The organism is Trinickia sp. EG282A (assembly GCF_040965455.1).
Lineage (GTDB): Bacteria > Pseudomonadota > Gammaproteobacteria > Burkholderiales > Burkholderiaceae > Trinickia > Trinickia symbiotica.
Genome location: NZ_JBFRCC010000005.1, coordinates 240,667 through 256,561, shown reverse-complemented (window position 1 = coordinate 256,561; position 15,895 = coordinate 240,667). Strand labels below are relative to the sequence as shown.

Annotated in this window: 14 protein-coding genes; 6 read left to right on the top strand and 8 right to left on the bottom strand. The window is 62.4% G+C overall.

Annotated elements, in window-relative coordinates; genetic code table 11:
* Positions 1 to 113 precede the first annotated feature (113 nt).
* Together AB4Y31_RS24035 and AB4Y31_RS24030 are read right to left on the bottom strand one after the other, a co-directional pair.
* A complete protein-coding gene (locus tag AB4Y31_RS24035) occupies positions 114 to 362 on the bottom strand; it encodes a hypothetical protein (RefSeq protein ID WP_368676162.1) in 249 nt (82 codons plus the stop codon).
* The gene (locus AB4Y31_RS24030; RefSeq protein ID WP_368676161.1) at positions 359 to 1,618 is read right to left on the bottom strand and encodes an alkaline phosphatase family protein; all 1,260 of its coding nucleotides are present in this window, start codon (positions 1,616 to 1,618) and stop codon (positions 359 to 361) included. Before AB4Y31_RS24030 ends, AB4Y31_RS24035 begins: the two co-directional genes overlap by 4 nt.
* Positions 1,619 to 1,799: 181 nt before the next feature.
* On the opposite strand from AB4Y31_RS24030, the gene AB4Y31_RS24025 reads away from it, so the two are divergent.
* On the top strand, positions 1,800 to 2,477 hold the full coding sequence (locus tag AB4Y31_RS24025; RefSeq protein ID WP_368676160.1) for a DnaJ domain-containing protein: 678 nt from the start codon (positions 1,800 to 1,802) through the stop codon (positions 2,475 to 2,477).
* Between the two features lie 69 nt (positions 2,478 to 2,546).
* On the opposite strand, the gene AB4Y31_RS24020 is transcribed toward AB4Y31_RS24025, so the two are convergent.
* Positions 2,547 to 3,851, bottom strand: a complete 1,305-nt coding sequence (locus AB4Y31_RS24020; RefSeq protein WP_368676159.1) for an MFS family transporter — start codon at positions 3,849 to 3,851, stop codon at positions 2,547 to 2,549.
* Positions 3,852 to 4,163: 312 nt separating this feature from the next.
* The gene (locus AB4Y31_RS24015) at positions 4,164 to 4,544 is read right to left on the bottom strand and encodes a DUF5594 family protein (RefSeq protein ID WP_368676158.1); all 381 of its coding nucleotides are present in this window, start codon (positions 4,542 to 4,544) and stop codon (positions 4,164 to 4,166) included.
* Between the two features lie 200 nt (positions 4,545 to 4,744).
* On the opposite strand from AB4Y31_RS24015, the gene AB4Y31_RS24010 reads away from it, so the two are divergent.
* From AB4Y31_RS24010 to AB4Y31_RS24000, 3 genes are all read left to right on the top strand, one after another.
* A complete protein-coding gene (locus AB4Y31_RS24010; RefSeq protein WP_368676157.1) occupies positions 4,745 to 5,935 on the top strand; it encodes a CaiB/BaiF CoA transferase family protein in 1,191 nt (396 codons plus the stop codon).
* Between the two features lie 23 nt (positions 5,936 to 5,958).
* Positions 5,959 to 6,933 carry a hydroxymethylglutaryl-CoA lyase gene (locus AB4Y31_RS24005; protein ID WP_368676156.1) on the top strand — a complete coding sequence of 325 codons (975 nt, stop codon included), beginning with the start codon at positions 5,959 to 5,961 and terminating at the stop codon, positions 6,931 to 6,933.
* Positions 6,934 to 7,017: 84 nt separating this feature from the next.
* On the top strand, positions 7,018 to 8,475 hold the full coding sequence (locus tag AB4Y31_RS24000) for an MFS transporter (protein WP_368676155.1): 1,458 nt from the start codon (positions 7,018 to 7,020) through the stop codon (positions 8,473 to 8,475).
* Here the strand turns inward: AB4Y31_RS24000 and AB4Y31_RS23995 are convergent.
* The gene (locus AB4Y31_RS23995; RefSeq protein WP_368676154.1) at positions 8,462 to 9,367 is read right to left on the bottom strand and encodes a LysR family transcriptional regulator; all 906 of its coding nucleotides are present in this window, start codon (positions 9,365 to 9,367) and stop codon (positions 8,462 to 8,464) included. The genes AB4Y31_RS24000 and AB4Y31_RS23995 overlap by 14 nt on opposite strands.
* 197 nt (positions 9,368 to 9,564) lie before the next feature.
* Between AB4Y31_RS23995 and AB4Y31_RS23990 the strand changes: the two genes are divergently transcribed.
* A complete protein-coding gene (locus tag AB4Y31_RS23990) occupies positions 9,565 to 11,964 on the top strand; it encodes a glucose/quinate/shikimate family membrane-bound PQQ-dependent dehydrogenase (RefSeq protein WP_368676153.1) in 2,400 nt (799 codons plus the stop codon).
* Between the two features lie 193 nt (positions 11,965 to 12,157).
* Entirely contained in the window at positions 12,158 to 12,841 is a 684-nt protein-coding gene (locus tag AB4Y31_RS23985; RefSeq protein ID WP_368676152.1) for a response regulator, read from the top strand.
* A gap of 45 nt (positions 12,842 to 12,886) precedes the next feature.
* Here the strand turns inward: AB4Y31_RS23985 and AB4Y31_RS23980 are convergent, their stop codons facing one another.
* From AB4Y31_RS23980 to AB4Y31_RS23970, 3 genes are all read right to left on the bottom strand, one after another.
* Positions 12,887 to 13,114 (bottom strand): hypothetical protein, encoded by a 228-nt coding sequence (locus AB4Y31_RS23980; RefSeq protein WP_368676151.1) that lies wholly within the window; start codon positions 13,112 to 13,114, stop codon positions 12,887 to 12,889.
* A 144-nt stretch (positions 13,115 to 13,258) separates the two neighbouring features.
* The gene (locus tag AB4Y31_RS23975; RefSeq protein ID WP_368676150.1) at positions 13,259 to 14,641 is read right to left on the bottom strand and encodes an LLM class flavin-dependent oxidoreductase; all 1,383 of its coding nucleotides are present in this window, start codon (positions 14,639 to 14,641) and stop codon (positions 13,259 to 13,261) included.
* Between the two features lie 10 nt (positions 14,642 to 14,651).
* Entirely contained in the window at positions 14,652 to 15,890 is a 1,239-nt protein-coding gene (locus AB4Y31_RS23970) for an SfnB family sulfur acquisition oxidoreductase (protein ID WP_368676149.1), read from the bottom strand.
* Between the last annotated feature and the right edge of the window lie 5 nt (positions 15,891 to 15,895).

The window sequence follows — 15,895 nt, the reverse complement described above, 5'->3', positions numbered from 1 at the left end:
CCGGCGTTGCTTCGCTGCTGCGCGGCATCGTGATCGGATGGCTCGCTGTATTGCCCGAGTCGACGGGGTGAGCCGTGTACAGTGACGTTGAGTCAGTACGAATGCACGGCCGGTTAAGGGCGACCATGATGGCTCCGCCGATGGCGATGTTTGGCGCGCTCGGTCAGCAGTAGCGGCATCAGCTCCTCGATGTATTGCTTTGCGTGGCCACGCGTAGCCAATTGGCGGAAACGCGCATGCGCCCGCTCGCGCCCCACCAGAGCGATGTGCGCCTTCCTCAGCACATGGAGGTAGGCCATCAGGCTGGTACCATCGCGCAAGGGCTCGTCGTCGCGCCTATCCGGGGCGGAATTTTGGCTCATGATCCTATCCTTTCGGGGCAGTCCGTGCGGCAAGTCGTCGTGACGAGCGACAGCAGATCGTTCGCGTTTTTGTCCCGATCAGTCAACGGGGCGAGGCCGAACAGACGCTCGACGGTTGCAAGAACGGAACTATGGTCATAAACGGTGTGCTCCACGTGGCCGCGAGCAACCCATGGCGAGACGACGATTGCAGGCACACGCACGCCATAGACGTTGAACGTGAAGCCACTCGCGTTCAGCGTGTCAGGCGCGCCGTCGTTCGGCGGTGCCGCAGTGCCGGGCGCGACGGAATCGTAGAAGCCGCCATGCTCATCGTAGAGGATGACGAGCAAACTGTTCTGCCAAATCGGTGAATTGCGAATTGCGTTATAAACGCGGGCCGCGAGTTGATCGCCACCGGCCAAACCATCCATGGGATGCTGCGACGTACCGCCCTCGTACGTATCGTGGACGATGTCGCCATACGCGGGCTCGATAAACGTGTAGCGGGCCGTATAGCCAGCCGCGAGATCGTCAGCGAAGTGCGACAGGTTATCGACATCGAAAAAGCTGACGCCTCTGAGCGATGCAACTTGCGGCACGCGTCCCAGGAGCGTGCCCGTTTCGTCCTGATAGAGGCGGTAGCTATCCCCACCGGTCTTGCGGAGCGCGTCGAAAATCGAACCCTTCGGATAGCCGAAGCCGTCCACGGTCTCCCATTCGGCCAGCTCAGCGCGAGTCGGCGAATGGTCCAGTCCGGCCGATGACGCACCGTGCAAGAAGAATCGATTCGGCCACGTCGGGCCCGGCATCGACGAGTGCCAGCCATCGCAGAGTACGAACTCCGTCGCCAGTCGATAGAGAGACGGCGCCTGCTTCTCGATGTCGGCGCCGAGCATGATCTTGCCGACGTCGGCCGGCTGCGGCGGCGAGCCTTCCGTCTGCGTCGTCGCGTAGTTCGCGACAAAGCCGGAGTTGTTGATCGCGGGGTACGCCTGGCCCCTTTGAAATCGCGCACCGGCGCCGCATAGTTGTTCGACGACGTCCGCAAATTCATGCCCGGGATCGGTGGGCATCCGGTCGGGCGCACCTCCGCCGAACGCGTATGTCGTGTTCGCGTACGGGTTGGAATCGTTGGAAGTCGCCGCGACGATGCCGGGCATGCCCGACAACGCGAACATGTGGTCGAACGATCGGTTTTCGAGCATCAGCACAAATACGTGCTTGATACGCTCCGGGAGCGGCGGCGCGGATTCGGCCGTTGCTTCGTCGGTCATGTTCCCCCCTTTTCATCCGATGGCAACCGGCCGATTCTAGCTACCTTTTCGCGCAAGCCATAGCGAATCGCGGGTCACTACGTCGAACGGACAAGGCCTACGCAAAGTCGGTCGTCGCGTGACTCGGCGCTGCCGAACAAATGCTACGATCGATGGCATGCATATTTGATCCAGGCGAACGATGGCGACGTTGTACGAGACGTTGGGTGTGCGCGAAGACGCCACTGATGATGAAATCAAGCGCGCCTATCGAAGGGCCGCGATGAAAGCGCATCCGGACCGCAATGTCGGGCGCGAAGCGTCAGCACACGCACGATTTCAGGAAATCAAGGAAGCTTACGCGATCCTGTCGGACCCGGTGCAGCGCCGCGTCTACGATTCGGTCTATGCCGAGGAGGTGAGCCGTCTCGCTCGCCGCCGCGAAGAAGAAGAGCGCTTAAAGGCCAAGCGTGAGGCGGCGCGCCAGGCCGAGTACGCGCGCTTCGTGACGCTCGCGATGCGCTTCGCCGAACGCGGCTATAACCGCGACGTCCTGTTTGGTGTGCTATTGGGGCGCGATTGCGAAGTCGAGCTCGCCGGACGCATCGCTGATAGCGTTGCCGCGCTGCATGCCTCGCGACAATCGGCCCCATCTCGGGATGCGAACGAGGATGATCGAGCGCCCCTAGACGAGGAAGCTGTGACGCAGGCGGCGGCACCCGAGAATCCAGACCCGCAATCGGAACCACAATCGAAACCGGACACCTCGCGGCGGGACCCGGAGCCAACGCCGAGCGAGGACGCCGATACGCGGGGTGAACACGCGCATGCCAACTTGTTCAGTACGTTGTGGCATGGCGTTTTCGGGCTGCGCCAGTAAGAAACACCATTGGCGATCGCGCAACGCGAAGACACCGATTCGGCAATCGCATTGCGCTTGCACCACCGCCTAGGGCTCGTTGCGCAGGTACCCCTCCTTCGAAGGATCGCGCATGCGTAGCGCGACGATGCCGGCGAATGCGCACATCGCCGTCACGTACCAGTAGAACATCGACTCGCTACCCGCCTGTTTCAGCCATAGTGCAACGTACTCGGCCGAACCGCCGAAGATCGCGTTGGCAACCGCATACGAGAGGCCGACTCCGATTGCGCGAACCTCGGGTGGGAACATTTCCGCCTTGATAAGGCCGCTAATCGACGTATAGAAGCTCACGATCGCGAGCGCGGTCACGACCAGGGCAAACGCCGCATAAGGGCTCGCTACGCCAGCGAGTGCATGAAGTAAAGGCACCGTACCGATAACCGCGAAAGAAGCAAAGAACAGCATCGATCGGCGCCGGCCGATGCGATCGGACAGCGCACCGAAAAGCGGCTGCATCAGCATATAGATAAAGAGCGCGCCGGTCATCACCGTACTCGCGGTCTTTGCATGCATGCCCGCGGTATTCACGAGGTACTTTTGCATGTAAGTCGTGAACGTGTAGAAGACGAGCGATCCGCCTGCCGTGAAACCCACGACAGTCAGAAACGCACCGCGATGCTGCCACAATCCGCGGATCGTACCGGCCTCCCGGCGCGAGCGGGTTTCCGTGGTGGCGGTTTCGTCGAGGGACTTGCGCAGATAGAGTGCGACCAGCGCTGCAACGGCCCCCATGACGAACGGAATTCGCCACCCCCAGGCCTTCAAGTCCTCGGTGCTCAGCGTCTGCTGCAAGACAACGAGCGCGAGCACGGCGCAAAGTTGACCGCCGATGAGCGTCACATATTGAAATGAAGCAAAGAAACCGCGCCGCCCTTGCATCGCGACTTCGCTCATGTAAGTCGCGCTAGTCCCGTACTCGCCGCCAACGGACAGCCCCTGGAAAAGCCTTGCGACCAGCAGCAACGTGGGGGCAAGCACACCAATTTGAGCGTAGGTGGGCAGTACGGCGATCACGAGCGAGCCGCCGCACATCATGAACACGGACACCATCATCGCCGTGCGTCGGCCGTGCCTGTCCGCCAGCCGCCCGAAGAACCAGCCCCCGATTGGACGCATGAGAAAGCCGGCCGCGAACACGCCGGCAGTGTTGAGCAGTTGCGTTGTGGTATTGCCGCCCGGGAAAAAAGCGGGGGCGAAATACAATGCGCAGAACGAATAGATGTAGAAGTCGAACCACTCGACCAAGTTGCCCGATGATGCCGCCACAATGGCAAAGATGCGCCGCCGCGTATTGCTTTCGGCGATGAGAAGCTGAGTCGACTGGTCCGTCATAGAGATTTCGCTATTGCCTTTTTCAAGAAATGGAGAATTCCGCGCCGTGCTCGCACGCCGGGAAGAAAGACCGCCCCTCGCGAGTTTGATGTCGCGATAATGTAATTATCTTGAAAGATTTATGCAATGTAGGGGCATCCCTCATTGCGCGGCAAGGTGCTGCGGCTGCACCGCAACTGCGAGCCGGACCGGCTAGGCCAGATTCGGTGCGGCGAATAGACACCGGAGCGAAATATTGAAAGGAGCTGCGAGGAATAGCCGGCTCCAGGCATGCTCGATGCCCGTCAGCAGCGCCCGCCAAATTTCGGATGCTTATCCTTCGAAGTCCAGATTGCCGAGCAGGATGGCGGGCTCCGCTTGCGAGCGTGACGCAAAATCGATGTCACGTGCGGCCTCCCATGCCGACAGCTTGCGCGGCAAGGCTTCGAGGTAATGCGCGAAGCGTGCGCGGCCATGCGGACCGACAAGCGTTTTGATTTCGTCAGGGTCCCACGTGAACCGGATGTTGAGCGGATGTTCATAGCCGCGTATGTGCTCGTGCGGCGCACTGCGCAACACGATGGCGGTGGGATGCTCAGCATCGCCACACGGAACCACCTCCGCGCGTGCTCTTCCTTCGAAGATCCGAGCCAGCGTCTGTGCGATACGCGGCGCGAATTCGATATCGAATCGGCGGGCCAGGTCGGCATCCATCAAATGTCTCCAGACGAAGGCCAATCGTAGCACGCGGGTCCATTGAGTCGCAGGAGCGCTCGAGCGAGGCGATGACCGGCACAAGAGCACGGCGCCTTTCCGTCCAGGAAAGCCTGCTTGATGATCCGTCGATTTTCGCGCGCGTCGAATTCCCGCAACATGTCTCCACGATGTCAATCCAATCAACGGAGACAACTGCCATGAAGCGTCCTTTGGAAGGCGTTCGGATAATCGAAATGGGACAGCTCATCGCCGGACCCTTCGCCGCAAAAATGTTGGCCGAGTTCGGTGCCGACGTCATCAAGATCGAGCCGCCGGGAACCGGCGATCCCTTGCGCAAATGGCGCCTGCTTCACGAGGGAACCTCCGTCTGGTGGGCAGCGCAGTCCCGCAACAAGAAGTCGGTGACGCTCAACCTGCGCTCGCCCGAAGGCCAGCAGGTCGTTCGCGAGCTGATCGCTCAGAACGACGTATTGATCGAGAACTTCCGCCCCGGCACGCTCGAATCCTGGGGACTCGGCTGGGAAGAACTGCAACGGATCAACCCCCGCCTCGTCATGTTGCGCGTTTCCGGATATGGGCAGTCCGGCCCCTATCGGGATCGGCCCGGCTTCGGCGCGATTGGCGAAGCGATGGGCGGTTTGCGGCATCTTTCGGGCGAGCCAGGCCGTACGCCGGTCAGAGTCGGTATATCGATCGGCGATTCGCTCGCGGCGCTGCACGGCGTCATCGGCATCCTGCTCGCGCTTCGGCACCGGGACCAGCACGACGGGCAGGGCCAGGTGGTCGACGTTGCCCTCTACGAGTCGGTCTTCAACATGATGGAAAGCTTGCTTCCCGAATATTCGGTGTTCGGAGCAGTCCGACAGCCCGCGGGCAGCAGCCTGCCCGGCATCGCGCCATCCAACGCGTATCCATGCCGCGACGGCCGATATGCCCTCATCGCCGGTAACGGCGACAGCATCTTTCGAAGGCTCATGGGATTGATCGGCCGGCCCGATCTCGCCGACGATCCGGCGCTCGCGCAGAACGACGGCCGAGTGAACGACGTCGAGCGCATCGACGCGGCAATCGGCGAGTGGACCGCTCGACATTCGCTCGAAGACGTGCTCGCCGCGCTGAACGAAGCGAAGATTCCGGCCGGCCGCATCTACGACGCCGCCGATATCGCCGCCGACCCGCACTACCAGGCGCGCGGAATGATCGTCGACGCGGAGCTCCCTGACGGCACGCCCGTGCAAGTCCCCGGCATCGTGCCGAAGCTCAGCAAAACGCCCGGCGCCATCGTTCACCGTGCGCCTGCGCTGGGCGAGCACACCGATGAGGTGCTCGACAACCTGGGCGTCGATGCAGCCACCCGCAACGACTGGCGTGGACGCGGTGTGATCTGAAACGTTTGTCAGGGGATCAAGAGATGCCTGCATCAGGAAAGAGACTGTACATCCATGAAGTCGCCACGCGAGACGGCTTTCAAAACGAAACGCGATTCATCGATACCGACCATAAGGTCGCGCTCGTGAACCGTCTCAGTCAGTGCGGCTTCGCCAAGATCGAGGTCACGTCGTTCACGTCGCCCAAAGCCATCCCGGCGCTGCGTGATGCCGAAGCCGTCATGCAGCGGATCGCGCGGGTTCCCGGTGTCGTTTACACAGTCCTCGTACCGAACGTGCGCGGCGCGGAGCGCGCCTTGTCCTGCGGCGTCGATGAAGTCAATCTCGTCATGTCGGTCAGCGAAAGCCACAACCGCGGCAATCTGCGAATGACGCGGGAGCAGTCGTTTACGCAGCTTCGCGACGTCGTTTCAGTCGTGCGCGACACGAACGTTGCCATCAATGTCTCGCTCTCCACCGCGATGGGCTGCCCAATGGAAGGCGACGTATCCATTGCCGAAGTCCTCCGCTGGATGCAGCGCTTCGCCGATCTCGACGTGCATGGCATGACGCTCTGCGACACCACGGGCATGGCCTATCCGTCGCAGGTCGGGAATCTATGCCGTCATGTCGTTGAAGCCTTTCCAGATCTCGAACTCACGCTGCACTTTCATAACACGCGCGGGATGGGGCTCGCCAATACGCTCGCGGCAATCGAAGCAGGCATCGACCGCTTCGACTCCTCGCTCGGCGGCCTCGGTGGTTGCCCCTATGCGCCGGGCGCCACGGGGAACGTCTGCACGGAAGAGCTCGTTCACATGCTCGAGCTCGACGGTTACGAGACGGGCGTGAATCTCGCAGGCGTAATCGATGCCGCGGCGATTCTGCCCGATCTAGTCGGGCATGCCGTTCCGAGCCAGATCCTCAAAGCCGGCCGCCGCCTCGATCTTCATCCAATGCCTGCCACCGCGGGCGACGCCATTCCCGATCAGGACGCGTTCGCGCACCGAGGACCGTAACGTCGCGTTCTCGATTGCTGCTTTCGCACCGGGGCAAAGACTCCGGGCATCACCTTCAAAATCGGATCAATCAAGGAGACATCCATGGGAAGTAACCCGCTCGATCTGCGCGGCAACGCGACGGCCCACAATCATCCTCCCCTCGCCGGCGATCACGCTGCGACGGACTTGCAACGCCAGCCCAGCCACGCCGCGACACTCGGCACCTTGATGGACGAGATGCCAGTAACGGCCTTGCACCGGTTCGTGGTATGGGTCGTCGGCATCGGCCTTTTTTTCGACATGTACGAGATCTTCCTGGTCAGCTCGATCGGCTCGGCCTTGCAAAATCAATTCGGGATCGACAGGCATAGCGCCGACTTCAAGCTGCTGCTGGCGTCGGCGTTCATCGGCATGTTTTTCGGCTCGTTGTGTCTCGGCAGCCTGGCCGATCGCATCGGTCGACGCAAGGCATTCGTGTTCAATCTTCTCTGGTACAGCGCCTTTTCTTTGATCGGTGCGTTTTCGGTCAACGCCGAAATGCTCGTGATCTGCCGGTTTCTCACTGGAATCGGCGTCGGTGCCATTTACCCGGTCGCCGACAGCTATCTATCCGAGATTCTGCCCAAGGAACGCAGAGGCCGGCTGGCCGCTTGGGCATACACCGCGTCCTACCTTGCCGTGCCGCTCGTCGGCTTTCTCGCGGTCTGGCTCAATCCCCAGCACATCGCTGGTATAGCGGGCTGGCGCATCATCCTGGCCGTCGGCAGCATCGGCGCGGTGTTCGTCCTGTTCGTTCAGCACAGGCTGCCGGAAAGCCCGCGCTGGCTGCTCGCACGCGGCCGCATCGACGAAGCACACGCGACGCTGCGTCGCTTCGCGGACAGTGCAGGCGTAACGTTGCCGGCAATCGTCTCCGAAGGGCCCGCGGCGCGACGCGCGACGATGATCGGCGAGCGCATCGCCGTGTTGCGGCATGCACCCTATGGCAAACGCTATCTGATGCTGACCGTCTTCCACTTGTTCCAGGCGTTCGGCTACTACGGCTTCGGCACACTGGCCAGTCTCGTCGTGAAAAGCAGAGGCTTCAACGTCACCGACAGCACACTATTCATGGCCCTTTCGTTCCTCGGCTACCCGGTCGGCTCACTGCTGTCGATTCCGTTGCTCAACTGGATCGAACGCCGCACCCTCGTCATCGCGGCCATCTTGTCGATCGCGGCGTTCGGTCTCGGCTTCGCCTACTCCGGCAACGCGGCGCTGATCCTTGCGTTCGGGGTGTTGACGACGTGCGCGTCGAACGTGTTCAGCAACGCCTACCACGTCTATCAGGCCGAAATCTTCCCCTCGCGTGTGCGCTCCACGGCAATCGGCAGCACCTATGCGTTGTCGCGCATCATGAGCGGCCTGCTGCCTTTCATTCTGCTTCCGGTGCTGAACGAACACGGTGCCGGGGCAATGTTCGGCGTCATCTCCGTCGCATTGCTGATCGTGGCGATCGCCGTGCGCACGCTTGGACCGCTCACGACGCGACGTAGCCAGGATGAAATCAATCCGGTGTAGAGCCGGACAGGAACGTGAAGAGGCGGGCGACGTCCGGTGACGACAGGGCCGAATCGTTTGCGCCGATCCAGAGCGTTCTCGTCGCCCACCGATCGGTCAGCCTGACGATGCGCAAGCGCGTGACGACGAGCTCGGGCCTCACCGCCGCGCGCGGCAGAATGCCGATCCCGAGTCCCGCTTCGATCATTCGGCAAATGCCGTCGAAAGCCGATACCTGAATCCTGAGCTTCAGCGGCCGGCCGGCTTGGAATGCCGCGTCGGTCATCAGGGCGAGCAATGAGGCGCCCGAACTTAGGCCGACGTAGTCCTCGTCCAGCGTTTGCTCGAACGCGATGCTTTCCATGCGCGCCATTCGATGAGATTGAGGAACGAGCAGCACGAGCTCGTCCTGCCGATACAAGCGCCGCTCGATGCCGTGCGCGGGCGTGTTGTCGGCGAAGACGCCAAGGTCCGCCTTTCCCGTTTTCAGCGCATCGACCACATCGTCGCTCAACCGTTCCTCGAGGCTCACCTTGATGGCCCTGTTCGCGTTGAGGAAGCGCGCGAGGTCGACTGGAAGGAACTCGACGATGGCCGATGTATTGGCCCACAACCTCACATGCCCGCGCACGCCCATGGCGTAGTCGCTCATGACATAGGCCATGCTGTTGACGTGGTCCAACACGCGCGTTGCATGCTCGAGCAAGCCCCGGCCCGCCGCCGTGAGCTCAACTCCGCGCGGCCGGCGAACGAAGAGCACGCAGTCGGTCACGCTTTCGAGTTCCGCGATGCGCTTGCTGATCGCCGATAGGGTCAGTTGGCCATGTTCGGCCGCTTTCGTGAAGCTGCCGTGTTCGGCGACAAGTAGAAAAACGCGCAGCGATTGCAGGTCGAAGTGCGTGGGGTTCACCATGGGAGGCATTGCAGCGGAGGCGCATCAGAAAACGAGGCAGAGAGAGTCTACCGCTGAAGTCTATAAAGATCCTGCGTGTTTTCCCGTGCTTTTCGACGATGCGGCACACGCGATGCTAGAAGCCAGTGACCGATCGGCATCGGTCTGCCCGTGATGACGGCGCTCCATACCCCGCCCAACGTATCGGAGGTCCATGCATGAACACGCCTTCCTCGCCACGACGCTTCGCAACGTGGCTGACTGTCCTGTTTGCCGGGATATCTGGTCTCTACCTCGTTGTGGGCGGTATCTGGCTGATCGCGGTCGGCGGGTCGCCTTACTACCTGATCGCCGGCATCGTCATGCTCGTGGTCGCGGCTCTCGTGTACCTTCGTCACGGATTGGCGTTGGGGCTCTATGCGCTGCTGCTCATCGGTACCTTGATCTGGGGGATCGCGGAAATCGGATTCGACTTTTGGGCGCTCGTGCCACGCATCGACGTCCTCGTCATTTTCGGCATCTGGTTATTGCTGCCGTTCGTCTATCGCTTTTCCACGACTCCGTCCGCGCGCCCTGGCGCGATTGCATTAGCGATCTGCCTCGTGCTGACCGGCGCCGCACTCGCGTACGCATCGTTCAACGATCCGCAGGTGATCAACGGCACAATCGCGGCGAGTGCGACAGCCTCGGGCGGCGGACAAGCTCCGGCGCATCCCGACGACTGGCGGGCCTACGGCCGCACACAGGCCGGCACGCGCTATTCCCCGCTCGCGCAAATCAATCAGCAAAACGTGAAAGATCTGCAACCCGCGTGGACCTTCGAAACCGGCGACAAAAAGGGGCCTCACGACCCCGTCGAAATCACGGACGAAGTCACACCGCTCAAGGTTGGCGACATGCTTTATCTCTGCTCGCCTCACCAGATACTTTTTGCGCTCGACGCGGCAACGGGTAAGGAAAAATGGAAGTTCAATCCCGGTCTCAAGCCCGACCCGAGCTTTCAGCACGTGACGTGCCGGGGGGTGTCCTATCACGAAACGACCGCGGCAGCGTCAGCCGCGAACGGCAAGGACCAAGCCACCTCGGCTCCGTGCGCGCGCCGCGTCATCCTGCCCGTCAATGATGGTCATCTCTTCGAGCTCGACGCCGAAACCGGTCAGCGTTGCGCCGGCTTCGCCGATAACGGCGACCTCGATCTTCAGCATCTGCAGCCCGTCACGACGCCGGGGCAGTTCGAGCCGACGTCTCCCCCCATCGTGACGAACAAGATCATCGTCGTCGCCGGTTCGGTGACGGACAACTATTCGACGCGCGAGCCGTCGGGCGTCATACGCGGCTTCGATGTCGACACCGGCAAGCTCGTCTGGGCGTTCGATCCGGGCTCCGATACGCCCAACGCGATCCCCGACGATCAGCACACCTTCGTGCACAATTCGCCGAACGCATGGGCACCCGCCGCTTACGACCCGAAACTCGATCTTGTCTACCTGCCGATGGGCGTCACGACGCCCGACATCTGGGGGGGCGATCGCACGCCCGAAGACGAACGCTATGCGAGCGGGCTGCTGGCCCTCAACGCATCGACGGGCAAGCTCGCCTGGTTCTATCAGACCGTCCATCACGACCTGTGGGACATGGATCTGCCTGCTCAGCCGACACTCGCCGACATCACCGACAGCAACGGCAAAGTGACTCCGGTCGTCTATGCGCCCGCCAAGACGGGCAATATCTTCGTCCTCGATCGTCGCACCGGCGCGCTGGTCGTGCCCGCTCCAGAGCGGCCGGTTCCACAAGGCGCGGCGAAAGGCGATCATCTCTCGCCGACGCAGCCGTACTCCGAGCTGACGTTTCGCCCCACCAAGAATCTGACGGGAGCCGACATGTGGGGCGCGACTATGTACGATCAGCTCGCATGCCGCGTCATTTTTCACCGCCTGCGCTATCAGGGTCCGTTCACGCCGCCGTCGGAACAGGGCACGCTCGTCTTCCCCGGCAATCTCGGCATGTTCGAGTGGGGCGGACTCGCCGTCGATACGGATCGGCAGATCGCGATTGCCAATCCCATCGCGCTGCCATTCGTTTCGCGCTTGATCCCGCGCGGCCCTGGCAACCCGATCGAACCTCCCGCGGCCGGGCAAAGCGGTACCGGCGCCGAGGTCGGCATTCAGCCGCAGTACGGCACGCCGTTTGGCGTGACGCTCAATCCGTTCATGTCCCCGATCAATCTGCCGTGTAAAGAACCGGCATGGGGTTACGTCGCGGCGATCGACCTGAAGACGAACAAGATCGTCTGGAAAAAGAGGATCGGAACGACACGCGATACCGCGCCCGTGCCGCTGCCGTTGAAGATGGGGATGCCGATGCTCGGCGGTCCCGTCACGACCGCGGGGCATGTCTTCTTCATCGGCGCCACGGCGGACAACTACATCCGTGCATACAGCACCGATACGGGAGAGGAACTCTGGCGCGCGCGGCTTCCCGCGGGAGGCCAGGCCACGCCGATGACCTACGAGGTCAACGGCCGGCAGTTCGTCGTCATCGCGGCGGGCGGCCATGGCTCGTTCGGTACGAAGCTCGGCGATTATGTGGTGGCCTATGCGCTGCCCGCTCACCAGTGAATGAGCGGGCACAGTAGATGCCCGCCAAGTATTCTGCAGAGGATCCCGGCTTGCGCCAGCGTTTGCGCGACCAGGCACGCGCGATGTTTAACTAGTTGTAACCAGCGCAACGCTCTCATTTTCGTCGGCTTTGGGGCACGACTAGCCTGCTATGGCAGCGGCGGTCGCCGCCGAGCCGGCCAGGGAAACCGTAATGATACGCAATCGCGGCGAATCATATGATCTGACGGTGGCCGACAAGCATATCGAACGATGCCTCCAATTGATACGCGCCCAGGAAGGCCGTGTGCAGCGCGCGAAGAGCCGCGGCATGCATGGCGTCACATCGGAACGCCTATTGACTCTCCTTCGAGAGACCGCCGACGTGATGGCGTTTCATCGCGCGGTAATGGAGGGGAAACCCGCCGATGGTAGTGGCTCGATGCGGCGACCTGAAGCCGAGACGTTCGATGTTGGATCGTCGCAGCCGCATCCGCCCCTTTCGACGCTTGAACCGGTCATCGTGTTACTCGTCGATGACGACCCGAACGTGCTCGCCGCGCTCGAAGCGATCGTCGCGGCGGGCGGATACGAGGTTGTTACCGCGGAGAATGGCAAGGATGCCCTCGAAAAAGCGCGCGGCCAGCCTCCCGACGTAGTCGTTTCGGACGTCATGATGCCCGTCATGGATGGCCCCGGACTCGTCGGCGAGATGGCAGCCGATGGCCGACTGTCCGACATCCCCGTCGTGCTCAATTCCGCGCAGGCGCCTCCGCCGCCGGTGCACGTCGATGCCTTCCTGAAAAAGCCTTACGCGCCGGGGCAGTTGCTCGATCTGATACGGCATCTCGTCGAGGAGCATCGTTGCGGCGTCACCGGAGCGATGGGCAGGCGATGAGAAGACGAACGGCATACCGGACATTCGCTTACAAATGTCACTTTTTCAAGGGAGCTTCGGCCAACGATGGTGGTTATATTCAACCTCAGAGAAACAACAGAAAGAGGAGGTCGCCATCATGAGTGCCTTGATGAGGGCGCGGAAATCGACATCGATGCGGACTTGGTCGATCGTTGTAGCCGCCACCATTTTGCTCACCGTCGCGTGCGGCACCGGAGCCGCCGCGTTCGCCGGGTTGCTGCCGTCGTCGAAAGGCGTCGCCGTGGCTGTCACCGCTATACCGTTGATCGACGTTCAATTCGAAACCGCCGCAAGAGCGGACCATCATCGAGCAGTCAACCTCCAAGGTCGCGCCCTGCTTCACGCTTGATGTGACGGGGATCGGCGTTCGCGCATGTCAGGTGTCGCGCCGTGACGTCAAAGCACTGGCTCTGCCCGTCTCGCTCGGTAGCCCGCGCCAGGATGAGGCTCCGATAACCGCGCGCCGCGTCGGTGCAACTTCTCGCGCAACGTACCCGGCGCATAGTCAGTCTTGTAGACGCCGCGCCGCTGCAGTTCCGGCACGACGAGCTCGACAAAGTCGCGGAACGTCTCGTGCGTCAGCGCATAAGCCAGGTTGAAGCCATCCACGTCGGTTTCCTCGACCCACGACTGCAGCTCGTCCGCCACCTGTACCGGATCGCCGACAGTGAGCGGCCCTAGCCCGCCTATGCCGCCCCACTTCGCGATCTCTCGCACGGTCCACGCACGTGTCGGGTCCGCGCTCGACAACGCTTCGACGGCCGACTGTACCGCGTTGCTCTCGACGTACCGGAGCGGTTCGTCGAGGTCGTACTTCGATAGGTCGATGCCGGTCCAGCCGGACATCAGCGCGAGCGCACCCTCGTCGCTCGCATAGCGCCGATAGTCGGCATGCTTGGCGTGCGCCTCGGCCTCGGTTGCACCCGTGATCACGGTGTGCAGGTTGAAGATCAACACGTCGTGCGGGTCGCGGCCGAAGCGCTTCACGCGCGCGCGGATGTCCGCGACGAACGCCTTCAGGATGACGCGCGATGGCGCAGCAATGAAGATGCATTCGGCGTGCTGCGCAGCGAAATCCTTGCCGCGCTTCGATGCGCCCGCCTGGTACAGCACCGGCGTGCGTTGCGGCGACGGCTCGCTGAGATGAATGCCGGGCACGTCGAAATAGCGGCCGCGATGGCCGATCGGATGCACTTTCGACGGTTCGGTGAACACGTGCCGCGCCGCATCGCGCACGACGGCGTCGTCTTCCCACGATGCTTCCCACAGCTTGTAGCAGACCTCGAGGTATTCGTCGGCGAGCGCATATCGTTCGTCGTGGTTCGCCTGCGCGGGCAGGCCGACGTTGCGCGCGGCGCTGTCGAGATACGACGTGACGATGTTCCAGCCGATCCGGCCGCTGGTCAGGTGATCGAGCGTCGACATTCGGCGCGCGAACGGATAGGGATGCTCGTACGAGAGCGAACACGTCACGCCAAAGCCGAGATGCTCGGTGACGTGCGCCATCGCCGAGACGAGCAGGATGGGATCGTTGACGGGCACCTGTGCGGCCTGGCGGATCGCCGCTTCACCGCTGCCCTGATAGACGTCGTAGATGCCGAGTACATCGGCAATGAATAGCCCGTCGAACTTGCCGCGCTCGAGCAGCTTGGCGAGATCGGTCCAATAGCCGAGCTCGCGGTAGCGCCATGAGCTATCGCGCGGATGGGCCCACAACCCGGGCGACTGGTGCCCGACGCAGTTCATGTCGAACGCGTTGAGGCGGATCTGTCTCGTCATGACGCGTGCCTCAATTCCAGGGATGGCGCGCGGGCTTCACGCCGTTCAAGTAGTAGTTGCCGACGAGGTGGTATTTCCAGCGCACGGGATCGTGCAGCGTATGCGTACGTGCATTGCGCCAGTGGCGGTCGAGATTGTGCTCGGAAAGCGTCGCCTGTGTGCCGGCAAGCTCGAACAGCTTCTCCCCCGCGAGGAGCGCGATTTCGGTGGTCAGCACTTTCGCCTCGCCGACCGCAACCGACGCCCGCGCGATGTCGTCCTCGCTCGTTTCCGGCTTGGCCGCAATCTCGTCGAGCACGCGTGCGGCGCGTTCGAGCAGCGCATCCGCCGCGTGCAATTGGATATGCAGGCGACCGATCTCTCGCACGGTGAGCGGATCGTCGGCGGCGCGCTCGACGTTGCTGTCGATCCACGGACGCGCGCGCTCACGCACGAAACGCAGTGTGTCCGCGAGCGCCGCGTGCGCAATGCCCGCATCGACCGCCGCCTGGATGATCTGCGAGATCGGCCCATTCAGCGTCGGCAGATCCGATACCCGATGAGCGGGAAATACGTGCGACGCAGGCACGCGCACCTTTTCGAGCACCACGGTGCCGCTTGCGGTGGTGCGCTGACCAAAGCCCGACCAGTCGTCGATCACCGACAGCCCCGGCGTGCCCTTGGGGACATAAGCAAGCCAGCCCTTGCTGGCTTCATCGAGGCCGAGCACCGGAACGTAATGCGCGAACAGCGCTCCCGTCGAATAGAACTTTGTCCCTTCGACCAAGTAGCCGTCACCATCGCGCGTCACGCGTGTCTTCAGATCTAGCACATGCTTCGTGCCCTTCTCGGAGAAGCCGTTGCCGAAGCGTTTGCCCGCGAGCACTTCCGCGAAAAAAAATCGCTTCTGGTCGGCTGTCCCCGTCAAAGCGATCACGTCGACGAGGCCGAAGTGATTCTGCGGCAGCTGTCCGAGCGATGGATCCGCCGCGGCAACGATCTTTACCACCTCGGTCAATGTGACGAACGATACGCCCGCGCCCCCATAGGCTTTCGGCACGGTGATGGCCCAGAGACCCGACTGCGAGAACCACTCGACCTCCTTGCGCGGCAACCGCCGCTCGCGATCGCGCAGCCCGGCCTCTTCAGCGAGGCGCTTCGCAAGGTCGTGCGCGACGGCGACCGCCTCTTCGTCGCTTGCAATGATGCGCGTGGCGTTCGCCGCCGGCGCATCGTCATGCGGGGAAATGAGTTCGTCGATTACTGCCATGCAAA

Excerpts from the sequence above, each read along its gene's own strand:
- AB4Y31_RS23995 (WP_368676154.1), bottom strand. The coding sequence starts at position 9,367 with ATGGTGAACCCCACGCACTTCGACCTGCAATCGCTGCGCGTTTTTCTA.
- AB4Y31_RS23975 (WP_368676150.1), bottom strand. The coding sequence starts at position 14,641 with ATGACGAGACAGATCCGCCTCAACGCGTTCGACATGAACTGCGTCGGG.
- AB4Y31_RS23990 (WP_368676153.1), top strand. The coding sequence starts at position 9,565 with ATGAACACGCCTTCCTCGCCACGACGCTTCGCAACGTGGCTGACTGTC.
- AB4Y31_RS24030 (WP_368676161.1), bottom strand. The coding sequence starts at position 1,618 with ATGACCGACGAAGCAACGGCCGAATCCGCGCCGCCGCTCCCGGAGCGT.
- AB4Y31_RS23970 (WP_368676149.1), bottom strand. The coding sequence starts at position 15,890 with ATGGCAGTAATCGACGAACTCATTTCCCCGCATGACGATGCGCCGGCG.
- AB4Y31_RS24015 (WP_368676158.1), bottom strand. The coding sequence starts at position 4,544 with ATGGATGCCGACCTGGCCCGCCGATTCGATATCGAATTCGCGCCGCGT.
- AB4Y31_RS24020 (WP_368676159.1), bottom strand. The coding sequence starts at position 3,851 with ATGACGGACCAGTCGACTCAGCTTCTCATCGCCGAAAGCAATACGCGG.
- AB4Y31_RS24000 (WP_368676155.1), top strand. The coding sequence starts at position 7,018 with ATGGGAAGTAACCCGCTCGATCTGCGCGGCAACGCGACGGCCCACAAT.
- AB4Y31_RS24035 (WP_368676162.1), bottom strand. The coding sequence starts at position 362 with ATGAGCCAAAATTCCGCCCCGGATAGGCGCGACGACGAGCCCTTGCGC.
- AB4Y31_RS24005 (WP_368676156.1), top strand. The coding sequence starts at position 5,959 with ATGCCTGCATCAGGAAAGAGACTGTACATCCATGAAGTCGCCACGCGA.
- AB4Y31_RS23985 (WP_368676152.1), top strand. The coding sequence starts at position 12,158 with ATGATACGCAATCGCGGCGAATCATATGATCTGACGGTGGCCGACAAG.
- AB4Y31_RS24025 (WP_368676160.1), top strand. The coding sequence starts at position 1,800 with ATGGCGACGTTGTACGAGACGTTGGGTGTGCGCGAAGACGCCACTGAT.
- AB4Y31_RS24010 (WP_368676157.1), top strand. The coding sequence starts at position 4,745 with ATGAAGCGTCCTTTGGAAGGCGTTCGGATAATCGAAATGGGACAGCTC.